At 63.7% G+C, this 15,330-nt stretch carries 15 protein-coding genes and 1 pseudogene; 4 read left to right on the plus strand and 12 right to left on the minus strand.

Annotated elements, in window-relative coordinates; translation table 11 throughout:
* Positions 1-40: 40 nt before the first annotated feature.
* The 5 genes from Y88_RS09995 to Y88_RS10015 form a co-directional block, all read right to left on the minus strand.
* A complete protein-coding gene (locus Y88_RS09995) occupies positions 41-673 on the minus strand; it encodes a trimeric intracellular cation channel family protein (protein WP_232281013.1) in 633 nt (210 codons plus the stop codon).
* Positions 674-719: 46 nt separating this feature from the next.
* Positions 720-932, minus strand: a complete 213-nt coding sequence (locus Y88_RS10000; protein WP_008068600.1) for a heavy-metal-associated domain-containing protein — start codon at positions 930-932, stop codon at positions 720-722.
* A gap of 143 nt (positions 933-1,075) precedes the next feature.
* A complete protein-coding gene (locus tag Y88_RS10005; RefSeq protein WP_026167011.1) occupies positions 1,076-3,496 on the minus strand; it encodes a heavy metal translocating P-type ATPase in 2,421 nt (806 codons plus the stop codon).
* 16 nt (positions 3,497-3,512) lie between these two features.
* The gene (locus tag Y88_RS10010; protein WP_232281014.1) at positions 3,513-3,965 is read right to left on the minus strand and encodes a heavy metal-responsive transcriptional regulator; all 453 of its coding nucleotides are present in this window, start codon (positions 3,963-3,965) and stop codon (positions 3,513-3,515) included.
* A 74-nt stretch (positions 3,966-4,039) separates the two neighbouring features.
* Positions 4,040-4,891, minus strand: a complete 852-nt coding sequence (locus Y88_RS10015; RefSeq protein ID WP_008068596.1) for a LysR family transcriptional regulator — start codon at positions 4,889-4,891, stop codon at positions 4,040-4,042.
* 91 nt (positions 4,892-4,982) lie between these two features.
* Here Y88_RS10015 and Y88_RS10020 point away from each other — a divergent pair, with 91 nt between their 5' ends.
* Positions 4,983-5,951 carry a quinone oxidoreductase family protein gene (locus Y88_RS10020; RefSeq protein WP_008068595.1) on the plus strand — a complete coding sequence of 323 codons (969 nt, stop codon included), beginning with the start codon at positions 4,983-4,985 and terminating at the stop codon, positions 5,949-5,951.
* Here Y88_RS10020 and Y88_RS10025 read toward each other — a convergent pair.
* Positions 5,941-6,807, minus strand: a complete 867-nt coding sequence (locus Y88_RS10025; protein WP_018075942.1) for an exonuclease domain-containing protein — start codon at positions 6,805-6,807, stop codon at positions 5,941-5,943. The two genes, Y88_RS10020 and Y88_RS10025, sit on opposite strands and share 11 nt — an antisense overlap.
* A gap of 223 nt (positions 6,808-7,030) precedes the next feature.
* On the opposite strand from Y88_RS10025, the gene Y88_RS19600 reads away from it, so the two are divergent.
* A complete protein-coding gene (locus Y88_RS19600) occupies positions 7,031-7,150 on the plus strand; it encodes a DUF2867 domain-containing protein (RefSeq protein ID WP_232281016.1) in 120 nt (39 codons plus the stop codon).
* Here the strand turns inward: Y88_RS19600 and Y88_RS19190 are convergent.
* On the minus strand, positions 7,133-7,708 hold the full coding sequence (locus Y88_RS19190; protein ID WP_157132630.1) for a hypothetical protein: 576 nt from the start codon (positions 7,706-7,708) through the stop codon (positions 7,133-7,135). The genes Y88_RS19600 and Y88_RS19190 overlap by 18 nt on opposite strands.
* A 114-nt stretch (positions 7,709-7,822) precedes the next feature.
* Complete coding sequence (locus tag Y88_RS10040; RefSeq protein WP_008068575.1) at positions 7,823-8,545, minus strand: endonuclease/exonuclease/phosphatase family protein; 723 nt, start codon at positions 8,543-8,545, stop codon at positions 7,823-7,825.
* A gap of 49 nt (positions 8,546-8,594) precedes the next feature.
* Between Y88_RS10040 and cls the strand changes: the two genes are divergently transcribed.
* Both cls and Y88_RS19605 read left to right on the plus strand, forming a co-directional pair.
* Positions 8,595-10,052: a cardiolipin synthase gene (gene cls, locus Y88_RS10045; protein WP_008068573.1), complete on the plus strand. Its 1,458-nt coding sequence runs from the start codon at positions 8,595-8,597 to the stop codon at positions 10,050-10,052.
* A gap of 67 nt (positions 10,053-10,119) precedes the next feature.
* Entirely contained in the window at positions 10,120-10,428 is a 309-nt protein-coding gene (locus Y88_RS19605; RefSeq protein ID WP_018075945.1) for a hypothetical protein, read from the plus strand.
* A gap of 91 nt (positions 10,429-10,519) precedes the next feature.
* On the opposite strand, the gene pnuC is transcribed toward Y88_RS19605, so the two are convergent.
* The 4 genes and pseudogenes from pnuC to Y88_RS10070 form a co-directional block, all read right to left on the minus strand.
* The gene (gene pnuC, locus Y88_RS10055) at positions 10,520-11,077 is read right to left on the minus strand and encodes a nicotinamide riboside transporter PnuC (protein ID WP_018075946.1); all 558 of its coding nucleotides are present in this window, start codon (positions 11,075-11,077) and stop codon (positions 10,520-10,522) included.
* 7 nt (positions 11,078-11,084) lie between these two features.
* Positions 11,085-12,215 (minus strand): phosphotransferase enzyme family protein, encoded by a 1,131-nt coding sequence (locus tag Y88_RS10060; RefSeq protein WP_008068568.1) that lies wholly within the window; start codon positions 12,213-12,215, stop codon positions 11,085-11,087.
* 24 nt (positions 12,216-12,239) lie between these two features.
* Positions 12,240-14,564, minus strand: a complete 2,325-nt coding sequence (locus tag Y88_RS10065) for a TonB-dependent receptor (protein WP_008068567.1) — start codon at positions 14,562-14,564, stop codon at positions 12,240-12,242.
* 194 nt (positions 14,565-14,758) lie between these two features.
* Positions 14,759-15,330 (minus strand): annotated as a pseudogene (locus Y88_RS10070) (hypothetical protein); the annotation flags it as partial.

Genomic DNA, 15,330 nt, shown 5'->3' on the forward strand with positions numbered 1-15,330 from the left:
CGCGAAGGCTGGGAGCCTTTGCGGCGCGTTCGGGTTCCCTTCACGCGGACGGCGGCGGCAAAGGCGCGCGCCAACCCCGGTCGATCGCCATCCAGCGCAGGAACACGCACAGGGCCGCGCCCGCCAGCATGGTCCAGAGCGTCGGCATCCCGAACCGGTTCCCGCCCGCGACCACGCCCCCGGCCGCCAATGCGGCCAGCGCATAGAGATCCGCGCGCAGGACAAAGGGGATTTCCCCGCTCAGGACATCACGCACCATCCCGCCGCCGATCCCGGTCAACATCCCGAGCAGGGCGGCCATGACCGGATGAATGCCGTAGTCGATCGCCTTTTGCGTCCCTACCACCGAAAACAGCGCCAGCCCGAGCGTATCCACCAACAGGATCGAACGCTGGTAATGCGCGACACGGCCATAGCGGAAAAAAGTGATCAACCCGGAGATCATCGCGATCACGAAATAATGAATGTGGCTGAGCGCGGCAGGGGGAACCGCACCGATCAGGACGTCGCGCATGACGCCGCCGGCAACCGCCACCACGAACGACAGGAACAGCACCCCGAACAGATCGAACCGCTTGCGCACCCCGACGATAGCCCCGGAAATGGCAAAAGCCGCCGTGCCCAACCAGTCGAGCGCCGTCGTCGTCGCATTCAGGAAATCGAGTGAAGCCATCGCGATCATCAAGCCCCGCACGCACGCGCCGGACGCACCACCACGATCACCCCGCCGCTACGCTGAACCCGGCGTCCGCGATCGCAGTCTCGATAGCGGCGCGGTCGATCACGGCGCTGTCGAAATCGACCGAAACCTGCTTGGTTTCGAGCACGACATCGGCCGATTGGACGCCGTCTTCGCCTTCGAGCACGCGCTTCAACCGGTTCGAGCAACCGGTGCAGGTCATGCCTTCGACGGTCAGTTGGATATGGCTCATGTCAGGTCCTTTTCGATTACGTGCCGCACATAGGAAGTGTCATACCAACCTGCGATGAGTTTCTCTCATCGCAGGTTGGTATAAGGCCGCGCGCCGTCTGAGCGAAACGACCTGCAATGAGTTCATCTCATTGCAGGTCCGCATCAGCGCGGTTTCCACCGGTTGAGCAACAGGGAATTGCTGACCACCGAAATCGAACTCATCGCCATGGCGGCCCCGGCGATCACCGGATTGAGCATGCCAAACGCGGCGAGTGGAATGCCCAGCACGTTGTAGACAAAGGCAAAGAACAGGTTCTGGCGGATCTTGGCCAGCGTCGCGCGCGACAGGCCGATCGCCGTCGGAACCCCGCGCAAATCGTTGCGGACCAGAACGACATCGGCCGCCTCGATCGCAACGTCCGATCCGCCGCCGATGGCAAAGGAGACGTCCGCCTGCGCCAGTGCGGGGGCGTCGTTGATACCGTCCCCGGCCATGCCGACAACGTGTCCTTCGCCCTGAAGACGGCGGACTTCCTCGGCCTTGTTCTGCGGCAGGACTTCGGCGGCAAAGCGGGTGATCCCGGCCTGCCCCGCAATCGCGGCGGCGGTGTGGCGATTGTCGCCGGTCAGCATGACGACTTCGACCCCTGCCTCCTGCAAGACGCGCACGGCCTCGATCGAGGTTTCGCGGATCCGGTCGGCAATCGCCACATAGCCTGCAACGCGCCCTTCGACGGCAAGGCCGACCACGGTCTTGCCCTGCGCCTGCGCCGCCTCGGCCCGCGCGGCAAGCGGGGCAGAAGCCGGTACAGCGATTTCCGCCAGCCATGCTGGAGATCCCAGCGAAACCACGCGCCCGTCGATGCGGCCGGTCACACCCTTGCCCGGGATCGTCTCGAAGTCCTCCACTTGCGAAACCGGGGCCGCGCTGTCCTCTGCCTTTTTCAGAATGGCGCGGGCCAGCGGATGCTCGGACCCACGCTCCAGAGCGGCGGCAAGAGTCAACAGGACCGTCTCGTCCTTGTTCTCTTCGACCAGAACATCGGTCACGACAGGCTTGCCTTCGGTCAGCGTTCCGGTCTTGTCCACGACCAGCGTCGCGACCGACCGTGCGCGTTCGAGCACCTCGGCATTGCGGATAAGGACCCCATGCCGTGCGCCGACGCCGGTCCCGACCATGATCGCGGTCGGCGTTGCCAGTCCCAGCGAACAGGGGCAGGCAATGACCAGCACAGCGACGGCATTGACCATCGCAGTCTGGAAATCCCCCAGCACCGCCCAGGTGGCCATCAAGGTGACAAGCGCAATCCCCGCCACCACCGGCACGAAAATGCCCGCGACCTTGTCGACGAAATGCTGGATCGGCGGCTTGGTCCCTTGCGCCTCGTCCACCATGCGGATGATCTGGGCCAGCATGGTATCGGCGCCCACACCGGTGGCGCGGACCCGCAACATGCCGTTCTGATTGACAGTCGCGGCGAAGACCTTCGATCCGGCCTCTTTCGCGACAGGCAGGCTTTCGCCCGACAACATCGCCTCGTCGACCGCCGAGCGTCCGGACATGACCTCGCCATCGACCGGCACCGCTTCTCCGGCGGCAACCACGAAAACATCCCCGACCAGCAGGGTTCCCGCGTCAACCTCGACAACGGCCCCGTTGCGTTCGACTTTGGCGGTTCTGGGCCGCAGCTTCAACAGGGCGCGAATGGCCGAGGACGTCTTGCGCCTGGCATTGGCCTCGAGCAGGCGGCCCAAGAGGACCAGCGTGATGATCGCCGCCGAAGCCTCGTAATAGACGTGCAGGTCGTGCCGCCCCGACACCGTGACCACCGCGCTATAGAGATAGGCGATCGTCGTGCCGAGGACGACAAGGACATCCATGTTGGCCATCCCCGCGCGCAAGGATTTGAACGCCGCCGTATAAAACCGCGCGCCGATCCAGAACTGCACCGGGGTTGCCAGCGCGAATTGCCACCAGCGCGGCAGCATCTCGCCGTGAGCCCCGTGCTCCATGCCGAACATCGCCACCATCTGCGCCATCAACGGCAGCGTCAGCACCAGCGCGACCACGAACAGGGCGAGTTCGCGCCGCCATTCCCTTTGCACCGCCTGTTCGCGCGCCTTCATCTCCTCGGCGGAAAGGTCGCGGGCCTCGGTCGCACCAAACCCGGCCTTGGCAATGCGCCGCGCGATTCCATCGGGGTCGATGACGCCGGGAATATAGTCCACCCGCGCCTTGGCCGAGGCAAAGTTGACCCCGCCCCCGACCACGCCCGGCGTCTTGCCCAGAACCGTCTCGATCCCGCTGGCGCACGCTGCGCAATCCATGCCGGTAATGTCGAAGATCGCCGTTTCGGGCGGAACCTCGAACCCCGCACGCGTGATCGCCGCGATCAGGTCCTGAGGCTGCACTTGCGCAGGGTCATATTCAACATGCGCGCGCTCGGCGGCGAAATTGACACTGGCGTTCACATGGGGAAGTCGTCCGAGAACTTTCTCGATCGTCGCCGCACAAGCCGCGCAAGTCATCCCCCGCACCGGAAGATCGATCGCCGCAACACCGGGTTGAGCAGATGGAGACATCGTTCGAACGCTTTCGTCAGGCCGCATGCGCATCCCGCCCGCCGTGCAGTGCGGACAGGATGGGGCAGCATTCGGGCTCGCCGCTGCCCGGACAGGCATCGGCCAGACGTTTCAGGGCATCGCGCATCCGCGTCATTTCCTCGATGCGACGATCGAGATCGCCGATACGCTCGTGCGCCCGTTGGCGGACGCCTTCGACCCCGCGTTCCCGGTCGGTCTCGAGCGCCAGCAGGCTTTTGATTTCGCCCAAGGTGAAACCGAGCCCCTTGGCCCGCAGAACAAACTGCAACCGTTCGACGGCCTCGGCATCGTACTGGCGATAGCCAGACGCCTTGCGCTCCGGGCTCGGCAAGAGACCTTCCCGTTCATAGAAACGGATCGTGTCGACACTGACATCGACGTGCCGGGCGAGCGCACCGATCGACAACCAGCGCCCCGTGTTCCGGCCTGATGTGTGCTCCATCGTCATGCCCGCATGATAGCCCTTGGAGCGCACTCCAGAGTCAACAGATTTCTGCATTTTTCCCAACGGACGGCACCCGTTCACACCCCGCGCAAGGCTTCCATGACGACGCGGACGGGGGCGGCGTTTTTCATGTCGGTGTGAATGGCGAGCCAGACTTCGCGGGTGATCGGTGGCCCCTGATCGGGAACGCGGACGAGGTCGGGGCGGGAAGCGGTAAGGAAATCGGGCAGGATCGCGACACCGCCGCCCGCAGCGGCAAGGGCCGCCTGAATATCGACGCTGTCGCTTTGCAGGGAAAAGCCGCTCTCGCCCGATCCATGGCTGTCGACGAATTTGGCGAGCCCGGCTTGTTGGGCGGACCCCGCCATGACCCCCGCCGAGCCGATGAAGGTCCATTCCTCACGCGGGGTCGCGGCGAGATAGGCCGGAGCGGCATGGAGGTGGAACGCGATCGTGCCGATCCGCGCCGCCGTCAGTTCGCCCGCCTCGGGCCGACTGAGCCGCACCGCGATGTCGGCTTCGCGCCGGTCGAGCGACGCGGCGTGCAATTCCCCGAGCAGCCGCAAGGTGAGCCCCGGATGCCTTGCGCGCAAAGGGACAAGGCGCGGGGCAAGGACATGCGCGGCATAGGCGGGCGGCGCGCTGATCGTCACTTCCCCGGCAAGATCGGATCGCGCGCCGTCAGCCAGACGTTCGACTGCGCGCATGGTTTCGGCCATCCGTGCGGCAAGGGCCGCGACTTTCTCCCCTTCGCCGGTCAGGACCAGCCGCCGCCCCCGACGATCGATCAGGCGCAGTTTCAGCCGCGCTTCGAGCGCCGCGATCCGCCGCGCCACGGTCGCGTGCTCGATGCCCAGCGTCCGCGCCGCGCCCGACAGGCTGCCCGCCGCGACGAAAGCGGAAAAATGGCGCAAGTCGTCCCATTCCATCCTGTCGATTTATTCCCATTCCATGGGAATTTCACGGGAATTTATCGCCGTCCGACAATCGGCCACTCCTCGCCGGAAAGGAGCACAGAACATGGGATTTGCCATCACGATCAAGCGCCCCGGCGGGGCCGAGCAACTCACAGCCGTGGACCGCCCGCCGCAGAACCCCGGTCCCGGCGAAATACGCCTTCGCCACGAAGCGATCGGCGTCAATTTCATCGACATCTATCATCGCAGCGGCCTCTATCCCCTGCCCGATCCGGCCATTCCCGGCGTCGAAGGCGTGGGCCGAATCGAGGCGGTGGGCGAAGGCGTGGATGGGCTCGATGTCGGACAGCGCGTAGCCTATGCCGGAGTTCCGGGCGCCTATGCCGCGACCCGTCTTCTGCCCGCATGGCGCGCGGTTCCCCTTGCCGACGATGCTGACGGACGGATCGTCGCGGCATCGCTGTTGCGCGGGCTGACCGCACACATGCTGCTGACCTGCACGTTTCGGGTACAGGCGGGCACGACACTGCTGGTCCACGCGGCCGCCGGAGGGCTGGGAACCATCCTTACCCGCTGGGCCCGCGATCTCGAAGCCAGAGTGATCGGAACGGTCGGCTCGCCGGACAAGGCCGCGATCGCCATGGAATGCGGCGCCGATCATGTCATCGTCGGGCGCGACACGGACTATGCGCAGGAAATCCACGCGCTGACACAGGGGCGCGGTGTCGATTTCGCCATCGACGGGATCGGCGGCACAACTTTGCCCCAGACGCTCGGCTGCGTCCGCCGTTTCGGCACGGTCGCCAGCATCGGCGAGGCTGGTGGGCCGATTGCGCCGATCACGGCGACGGATCTCGGCCCGGTCCGTTCGCTGACCTTCGCGCGCCACAGCGTCATGGCCTATGCGTCGATGCGCGAAATCTATCCGGAGGCGGCAAAGGCGGTTCTGGCGATGATCGAACGGGGGATCGCGGTTCCCGTGTCGGCCGACTACCCCTTGCGCGAAGCGGCACGAGCGCACCGCGATCTCGAAACGGGCAGAACGACCGGCGCCGTTCTGCTCATCCCGTAATTCCGGCGCCTTTCAGCCGCGCGCGGAGCTGTTCCTCGGTCAGGATCACGATGGAGCGTCCGGCCGAGCGCAGTTCGCTCGCCTTGCGATAGGGTTGGCTGACATCGACCCAGCGGCCATAAGGCTGGCGCGTGGCGATCACCAGCATGGTCGTCGTCGATCCGACCGAGGCGACGACTTTGCCCCCTGCCCCGGCGACATAGCGAGCGAGCGCACCGTCGCGCGGTTCGCCCAGAATGGCGACGCGTTCACCGACCAGCGGCCCGGTCGCGGCCGGAACCGGCGATTTCACTTTCTCGCGCGGGGGCTTGGTCATCCATCCGCGCAAGTCGATGCCGGTGTGTTCGATCGCGCGGACAAGCACCATGCCCGCCGCGCGCGCATCGCTGAGCGCATCGTGATGGCGGTGTTCGATCCCCAGAAAGCGGGCAAGGACATTGAGCCGATGGCTTTGCAACTGGGGCCAGGCCAGTTTGGCCACGCGCACGCTGTCGAGCCATTCGGTCTCGATCACCGGCTGCCCACTCACGCCGCAGGCCGCCGCCAGCGCGCTTTTGTCGAACAGCGAATGGGCGACCGTCACGCGCCCGCGCAAATGCGCATCGACGATGCCGTGAATGTCATCGAACGTCGGCTCGCCATCGACCCGGTCGGCCGTGATCCCGTGAATGGCGACATTGAACGGGGCAAATTCGTCGCGCGGATCGACCAGCGTTTCATAGGCGAACATTTCCCGCCCGTCGCGAAACCCGACGATCCCGATCTGGCAAATGCTGCTGACCCGCGCGCAGGCGGTTTCGACATCGACAACGACGAAATCCGGCACCTCGGCCGCACGATCAGGCGAAACAGGCATCCCCGAACCATAAGACGTAAACGCGCAATTGCCACCACCGAGGCACACATCGCGCACCCCACACCCGACAGCTTGTGAAAGGCAACGAACACGTCAATGACGACGAAGCAACGCGACTTCCGGTCGGTCCCGATGCCCTGCTGCTGACCGAGCGCGACCGTCATCTCGACGTCATGACCTGCATTTCGGTCAAGGCACGCGCCTGTCGATCACCTCGTCGGTCATCGTCCACAACGCCTTCGGCTGCGCCTATATGCTGCCGGTAGGCCCGGCGCATAAATTGATCGTACACACCATGCTCGCCCGCCTGCGCCGGACTCTCGCGTCAAGTCCGGGGGCCTGATCCAGCGGCCGTTGCGCCGAGTATAGACAAATCCTTGCGAAAAATATCTGCCAGAGCGTCAAGTGTTTCCAATGACCAAATTGGATATTTCAAGATCCTTTCAAAGCGATCTTGATCATGATCCCCACCAAATTTATCATCAAGAAACTCAAACTCTTTATCAGCCCTGGCTTTATTTCCTTTTTCCCAAAATTCCTTCATATTTTTATAGACATTTTTATCGCTGAAAAGGAATTGGCTTTCCCGCATCTTCTGAGCAAAACGCTGAATGCGTTCTTCTGCTTTGGGATCAGTTTCTGGTATTGAGGATATGTGGAACACAAAATCGGCGGCCACCTCGTATGTTTCCATGCGTCGCTCAAAAAGGTCCGCCCTCAGCTTCGCCTCCTCAAGTTCAACCTGCCGATCCAGAATATCTGTTTGCTTACGCGATATTCCGGCCTGCTTCATGCCGACACATACTGCACCAACAACAGCTGCAAACCCGGTGGCAAGTGTTGAAAAAGACTGCCAATCAAAACTGCACCAATGAACAATGCCCAGACCGCATTCAGCCATAATTTTTCCTAAAAAGTGGCCAATGTTGGAAGAATTTTTGCCTCATCACTATAGGTAGAGGACGCGTCATTGCAACGTTCACCCTACCAAGACAGTTGCACGGATACCTTCGCATCAAAGCGCGAGGTGGGCCGAGACCGGGCGGTGGTCCGAGACGATCGCGGTTCCGGCGGCGTAGCGGGTGAGCGAAAGGTCGGCGCTGCAGATGATGTGGTCGAAATCGCGGCGGGGGCGCCAGGACGGGTACGTCGGGGGCGAGGTCGGCGGGAGTTTGCCGTGGGCGCGGTCGCGGAAGGCCTGCATGGGGGCGCTGGCGGCGGCGCAGTTGAAATCGCCCATGGCGACCCATGCGGGATTTTTGCGCAGCATGTCCGCGACCGCGTGCAATTGCTGCATCTGGGCCGATGCGCCGAGGCTCAAGTGAAGGCAGGCGACGCGCAAGGAGATGGGGCCTTCCACATCGACGATCAGGCAACCGCGTCCCGGAATCCGGCCCGGCAATTTCATGTCGCGGACAAGATGCAGGGGCCAGCGGCTGAGCACCGCATTGCCGTGGCGGGAAATGCCGGGGACGACGCGGTTTTCCTGTACCATGACGTGGGCATGACCCGACAGCGCGGCGATCGTTTCGACTTGCGAGCGATAGCCCGCGCGCCTGCCGCCCAGATCGATTTCCTGTAGACAGACCACGTCATATGGAGTGATCTCGCGCGCGATATGACCGAGCGTGACGACCTTGGCAGAGGTATGGACGACTTGCCGGTGGGCGTGGAAAAGATAATCGCGATAACGTCTTGTGCCGATTGCGGCCTGGATGTTCCATGTCAGCAGGTCCACAGGCAGTCCGTTTCCATCAGCGTTCGATCGTTCCGGTAAAGGATGCGAGGTGCTTCCCGCGATTTCAACCCCTCTGCTGCTTCACATCGCGCTTGCCGTGGTGCTGTCGCTGCGCGTTCTCTATCGCCGGTTGCAGGTGAACAGCGCGCTGGCGTGGATCGTCATCCTCATCGCCATGCCGATTGCCGGGCCGGTGCTCTACGTCCTGTTCGGCGATCCGACGCTGGGCGGGCGGCGGCTTCATCTGGGGCAACGCATCCGCCGCTATTACGAAAACGCCTATGCGATCGCGGGCGCCGACGGGCCCGGGCTGTCGACGATCCCGCCGCCCTTCGACGCGCTGGCCCGGTCGATCGCGCGGGACAGCGGCTTTCCGGTCCTGTCGCACAATCGCCATACCATCCTCACCGATGCGGGGACCATCCTGAACAGCATGATCCGCGACATCGACGCGGCGCAAAGCGATTGCTGTCTCGAATTCTATATCATCGACCCCAGCGGCCGGGTCGAAGCCGTGCTCGAAGCGGTGCTGCGCGCGGCGGCACGCGGGGTTTCGTGCAAGATCCTGGCCGACGATTACGGCAGCAAGGCGTTCTTCCGCTCGCCATGGCCCGCGCGGCTGAAAACCGCAGGCGTGGGCGTGCTGCGCTCGTTGCCGGTGGCGCTGGTCAAATCGTTCTCGAAACGGTCGGATTTGCGCAACCATCGCAAGCAGCTGATCTGCGACCGCACCGTCGCCTATACCGGCAGCTTCAACCTCGTCGATCCGCGCCTGTTCAAGACCGACAGCCACGTGGGCGAATGGATCGACATCATGATGCGGATCGAAGGGCAGATGGTCGACGCGCTCGCCTGTCTGTTCAACACCGACTACCTGCTCGACGAACCGGGGCGCGAAATCGGGCCGGACACCCTGCCCCCCTTGCCCTTTGCCCCGCAGGCCGAATGGCCGGGCGGCAGGCTGATGATGCAATTGTTGCCGTCGGGGCCGGAAATGGCCAATTCGACGATCTATGAATTCATCGTCGCGGCCATTTTCAGCGCGCGGCGGCGGGTGCGCATCGTCACCCCCTATTTCATTCCGGATCAGGCGGTTCTGCTCGCGCTCAAATCGGCGGCCAAGCGCGGGGTCGCGGTCGAAGTGATCGTGCCGGAAAAAGTCGATACCCGCATCGGCCAATATGCAAGCCAGGCTTCGTTTGCCGAACTGCTCGACGCGGGGATCGTCGTCCGCTGCTTTGCCGGGGGGCTGCTCCATGCCAAGGCCATGCTGATCGATGAAAGCGTCAGCCTGTTCGGCACGGTCAACATGGACATGCGCAGTTTCTATCTCAATCTGGAGCTCAGCCTCCTGATCTATGAACGGCAGGTCAATGCCGACCTCGACGCGGTGATCGACCGCTATGCCCACGATTGCACCACGCTGACCCGCGAAACATGGGCCGCGCGTTCATGGCGGCGGCGGTTCCTGGAAAACCTGTTCCGACTGGCCGGGCCGCTGCTTTAGGCTGTAGACTTGCCGTTCCGGATACGGTGCTGTTGCGGACGTTCAGAAACGCGTTCATCATTCCGGCATGACGATATACGGCGAGGCAGACACAATCATCAAAACGTGGGCCAAAGCCAACGTCAAAACGTTGTTTGTCGAATGGGCTGGGCAGCCCGCACGGTTTGCGTATTTGCCGGGCCATCGACCACTTGAATGCTTTCAAATATCTATCGAACCGCCCGTTTCTGGCCATATTGCGGTGAACGCCTGCTCTATTGATACAGATGACGGAAGTGAGTTTGAGAAGCGCTGGGAGGGACCGCTAGACAGCCTTGCCGCGATGCTTGATGACGCCACAGCCTTGGTCAGGGGCTGGGCAAATCGGCCAGTGTGAATGGCCGTCCCCTGCCATTCCAGACAATACGGCCACCATTTCCACGCCCCGAAACCAGACAACCATTCTGCGTGGAATTTGCTCCTGCGGGTCAGCCCATTCCCGCCCGGCGCCAGCGGAGATAGCCGATCGCGGCCAGCCCGGTCATCGCCGCATAAAGCCCGGCGGTCAGCCACAGCGCCTTGAACACGAACATGCCGACATAGATCGTGTCGAGGGCAATCCACAAAAGCCAGCTCGCCGGGTGGCGCCGCGCGGTCCAGTATTGGGCGACAAGGCTGAAACTGCTGAGCGCAGAATCCATCCACGGCAGCGCGGCGTCGGTATAATGGCTGGTGAACCACCCGATCGCCCCTGCCCCCATCGCGCCCAGTGACAGCGCGACAAGCGCGGGTCCGCGTGCCAGGGGGACCATCGGCACTTCGCCCCATTCGTCCAGCCCGCGCGCCCACGCGATCCAGCCATAGATCACCGACAGGCCGAACAGCACCTGCAACGCCATGTCGGCATAGAGCCGCACGTCGAGAAACAGCTTGAAATAGAGCGCGCAGGACAAGAGCCCCACCGGCCAGCACGCCATGTGCCGCCGCGCCGTCAGCCAGATGGCAAGGAAGCTGACCGCGACCGCCACAATTTCAAGCCACGACATATCCCGATCACCCCCGCGCCACGACATCGAGCAGATCGCGACCCGGTGCCGTCAGGAACCAGTGCGCATGGCCGAAAAGATAGCTGTCCCAGGCGAGATCGGCGTCCCCCTTGCGCGCAAGCACGCCGTGGAAATAGTCCGCCTCGGACATCGCGAATTCGACATGGACCAGCGGCAGCAATCGGGCGAGCAAGGCACGGTCCTCCACGCTCAACGGCCGCACCGCATGATACCCGGCCAGCAGCGCCCGCGCGGCGTCCGGTTCGGCCACATCTTGCCGGTCGGGCGTCAGGTCGAGCCAGCGGACCGCACAGCGTTCAAGCGCAGTCGCCAGATCATGGAGCGCGCAAGTCCGGTCCGACAGCCCGAAATCGAGCACGCTCGCCACGTCCCCCGCCTCCGTCCACAAAAGGTTCGACGGGTGCCAGTCGTTGTGCGTCCACAGCCCCGGTTCGCGTGCCAGATCCTCCGCCAGCCGATCGACCGCGAACCCATCGAACAGGGCCGCCAGTTCATGGCGCCAGTCGCGTCCGGACAGATAGTCCGCCAGCCCGGCACGCGCCGCGACATAGTCCTCCGCTGCGGCCAGAGGATCCGCCGCGGTCAGGATCGACAGGCTCGTCACCAGCGGCAAGGCCGGGCGCGCGGGCGCGACGAAGCCTTGCGCGGCCAGATGCAGCCGTGCCAGCGCCGCCCCTGCCGCATGGGCATGGTCGAGCGACAGGAACGGCGTCCACGACTGGCGATCGCGATAGAGATCGAGCCCTTGCGCCTTGCGATGCACTTCCCAGACCCAGTCGCCCCCGGCAAAGGCGCTCGCCCCGTCGCGAGTGGCAAGGACATCGACGACCGGCACCCCGCGCGCGCGCAGATGCGCGATAAAGGCATGTTCGCCCGCCAACCCCGCGACACTGCGCAAACGGCGATGGTGGCGTTTGAGGAACAGCGCCCCCCGGTCGGTCTGTGCCAGGGCTGCCGAGGAAAACGGGCGCGGGGAATGCCAGTCGAGCGTTTCCAGCCGCCCTGCCTCGGGAAACATCGCCAGCACCGCCTGTGCCTCGTCATGGGCGATCGCGGGCCAGCTCGGCGCTTCGAGCCCGGTGCCCATGCCGTGGACGAGGTGGACCGGATCACCCATGCGCGAAATCCCCGAGCCGCGCCGTCAGAACTGGCGCGCCAGCGTGACGACGAACGCCCGCCCGCTGCCGATGTAATACGTCGGCGAAGTGCCCGCGATCACGGTCCCGCCCCGGCCCACGGTGTCGAGCGCATTGGTCACGATCTGCTGCACGCCCGACAGGACGTGGGGATTGGTGACATTGACGACATTGAGCCGCAGATCGGTGCGGTTCTTGTCGATCAGACCCGCCAGATGCACCCCCACAGACAGGTCGAGCGTGGCATAGCCGGGAATGCTCTCGTCATTCATGAACGAGGAATACTGGCGATCGACCCATTTGAGCGCGAAACTGCCGAAAACCCGCTTGTCGTCGTACGTTCCGCCCAGACCGAATTGCCAGTCGGGGGCCGAAACCGCGTGCTTGCCCGCCGTGGGCAAAAGATCGCCGCCGACCGGCAGGTCGTCGCCCAGCCGCGCGTGGAGATATTCGCCCGAGGCATAAAAGCTCACCCCTTCGAACGGGCGCCAGTCGATTTCCGCGTCGACGCCATAGGACGTCTGGTGCCCGGCATTGAGCGTGGTGTTGATGAGCGCCCCATCGACATCGACGATGGTCGCCAGTTGGCGATTGCGGAAATTGTAATGGAACGCCGTGACCGCGCCCGACAGGCTGGGCCCGGCATAGCGATAGCCGATTTCCTCGGCGATCGAATATTCGTTCTTGAGCGCGGTGGTGCCCTGTTGCGACAGTTCGCCGCCGTAATAGGTGTTGTAGAGCGTGTATTCGTCCGGCGCGCGGAAATGGGTGGTCACATTGGCAAAAATCTGATGCCGCTCGTTGAAGCGGTATTGCAGCGACAGGCGCGGCAGGGCGGCAAAGCTGGCGAAATGAACCCCGCTTTGCGGTCCGGGCAGATAGTTGATGCCGTTGTGCAGCACGCTTACGCCCTTGAACCCGGCCTCCAGCGTAAAGCGCGAGGACAACGCGACCCGGTCGGCCAGGAAGAAGCCCTTGACCACCGTGGTCGTGCGTTCGTCGAGTTCGGCCAGAAGGCGCCCGTCAGCAGTGCGGATCGCCTGTCCGGCGTGGCCCCAGACATCCACCGGATTGCCCGCGCCGTCGATGGGCGTGAAGCTTTCGACGTCATGGTCGGTGCCATAATCGATCCACCCGCCAAGGGTCAGGGCGTGGAGCCCCGCGCGATAGGTGAGCTTGGCGACGTCGCCGACGCGGAACTGTTGCCCGGTGAAATTGCCGAGCACGGTCGCGGTCCCGTCCACCGCGCCGGGCAAGGCGACCGGCTGGGTCAGCACTTCGGTCCCGAGCGTGTTCCCATCGGTCGTCAATTGCGTGCCATAGGGCGAATTGCCGTAGCCGAATTGCAGATAGGCGGTGGTGTCGAACGTCAACCGGTCGGACAGGACCAGATGGACGGGCGCGGACACATATTCGTTGCGAAACGGGCTGCGATAGAGCCGCCAGTAATTGGTATTCCCGGCGGTATAAGTCGCGTCGTAGTTATAGCTGCGCCCATAGGTCTGCCAATCGGCGAGCGAGGGAGCGGGATAAGTCGATGTCTTCGCCTCGTTCCACGAAAAGGCGATGCTGGCGTGGTTGCCCGCTCCCCATTCCTTCTCGATCTTGGCATCGACATGCTGGCGATGGTCGTACCCGGCCCCGCGCCAGTTGTCCGCGCGATTGTTGGAATAAGAGACAAAGGCGCGCAGGCCCGTCGATCCGATTTCTCCGGTATCGACCCGCACGAACGCGCGCCGTTCGTTGTACGAGCCCAATGACCCATCGACGAGCACGCCGAACCGCTGGTGCGGATCGTCGAGATGCAAGGACAGGAGCCCGCCAGCCCCGTTGACCACCGGGGAATCGATATCCACCGACCCTTGCGAGAGATCCACCCGGCTGATGTTTTCAGCGTCGGCGAACTGCGCGGGATAGGCATAGTAATAGCCGATGTCGTTCTGCGGCGCGCCTTCCATCAGGACGCCGATCTCGTCCTGCCCCAACCCGCGCAAGGTCAGGCTGGAGGTCGAGGACAAGCCATAGGGATCGGTCGAGGACACATTCGCGCCGGGCAGCAGATTGACCAGCTGAAACGCATTGAGCGTCGGCGCCTGCTTCTCGATGAACGCTGTCCCGATCGCACTTACCGCCTTGGGTACGGTCTGCGGCGGCAACAATCCTTCGGGATCGACATGGCCCCTGACCTCGATGGTCGTGCCATCGCCCGCCGCCGCCCCATCGTCCTCGGCCGCCCGCACGCCGCTTGCCCCACCCAGACAAGCCAGACACGCCACGCCCCAGCGCCACCGACGAAGAAAAGCGCGCGACGACAGCGAACCTTGCACCATAAAGAACCCGGCAATTCCCAAACTGACCCGACGCAAGGAAACCTCCCGCGCCCAAACCCCCGCGCTAGGCCCCAATCCCGCCGCCGTCCACGATCAAATTACCCCGCAAGTTCGGCATTGGAGCCGACTGACACCAGCCGCAGGTACGGCAAGCCGGGCGTGGGACTGCCCTGCTCAGTGAAGTGGGGCTTACCTTACGCGTAAGGGGCCAATGATCGGGAAATGGGCGTGATACCCCGGCTTCTTGCGTAAGTTACGGTCGCGAAAAAGCCGGCACAGTCGCTCCTGACTTCGCAGGTCTCGCATTCCGGAAGGTAGGTTTGCTTCCAATCGCTGATCGAACGGCGGGCGAAAGGTCGAACTTCAGGCGACAGTACACAAAGTTGACTGTTGTAGATCGAGGTCCGCAGGCCTGCGTCGGACAGGATGCGGACGGCTTCCCGAAGCTGGTCCGCGTAGTCCAGCGGATCCGCCCAGATACTATCCATGTTTGCCCGCGCAAAACCAGTCGGCTCAAGACCCATCAAGGCCACATGGTCCACGAACAGGAGATTGCGTGCAATGAAGTGCGCCAATTCAGGCAAGCGCCGAACCGTTTGAGCCTGAAGCACGACACGGATCTCAACGCGCACCCGGCTGGCCTTGAGCGCCAGAATGCCGTGGATCGTTTCGTCAAAGGCGCCGTCGGCCTGGACCGCATGGTCATGTACGTGCGCAAGGTCTGCGTAAACGGGAATGCTCATCATGAGATCGTGATGGTGACCTG

It is taken from the genome of Novosphingobium nitrogenifigens DSM 19370 (assembly GCF_000192575.1).
GTDB classification, from domain to species: Bacteria; Pseudomonadota; Alphaproteobacteria; order Sphingomonadales; family Sphingomonadaceae; genus Novosphingobium; species Novosphingobium nitrogenifigens.

Coding starts and splice junctions, on each gene's coding strand:
- Y88_RS09995 (WP_232281013.1), bottom strand. CDS start 673: ATGGCTTCACTCGATTTCCTGAATGCGACGACGACGGCGCTCGACTGG.
- Y88_RS10000 (WP_008068600.1), bottom strand. CDS start 932: ATGAGCCATATCCAACTGACCGTCGAAGGCATGACCTGCACCGGTTGC.
- Y88_RS10005 (WP_026167011.1), bottom strand. CDS start 3,496: ATGTCTCCATCTGCTCAACCCGGTGTTGCGGCGATCGATCTTCCGGTG.
- Y88_RS10010 (WP_232281014.1), bottom strand. CDS start 3,965: ATGACGATGGAGCACACATCAGGCCGGAACACGGGGCGCTGGTTGTCG.
- Y88_RS10015 (WP_008068596.1), bottom strand. CDS start 4,891: ATGGAATGGGACGACTTGCGCCATTTTTCCGCTTTCGTCGCGGCGGGC.
- Y88_RS10020 (WP_008068595.1), top strand. CDS start 4,983: ATGGGATTTGCCATCACGATCAAGCGCCCCGGCGGGGCCGAGCAACTC.
- Y88_RS10025 (WP_018075942.1), bottom strand. CDS start 6,807: ATGCCTGTTTCGCCTGATCGTGCGGCCGAGGTGCCGGATTTCGTCGTT.
- Y88_RS19190 (WP_157132630.1), bottom strand. CDS start 7,708: ATGGCTGAATGCGGTCTGGGCATTGTTCATTGGTGCAGTTTTGATTGG.
- Y88_RS19605 (WP_018075945.1), top strand. CDS start 10,120: ATGACGATATACGGCGAGGCAGACACAATCATCAAAACGTGGGCCAAA.
- pnuC (WP_018075946.1), bottom strand. CDS start 11,077: ATGTCGTGGCTTGAAATTGTGGCGGTCGCGGTCAGCTTCCTTGCCATC.
- Y88_RS10060 (WP_008068568.1), bottom strand. CDS start 12,215: ATGGGTGATCCGGTCCACCTCGTCCACGGCATGGGCACCGGGCTCGAA.
- Y88_RS10065 (WP_008068567.1), bottom strand. CDS start 14,564: ATGGTGCAAGGTTCGCTGTCGTCGCGCGCTTTTCTTCGTCGGTGGCGC.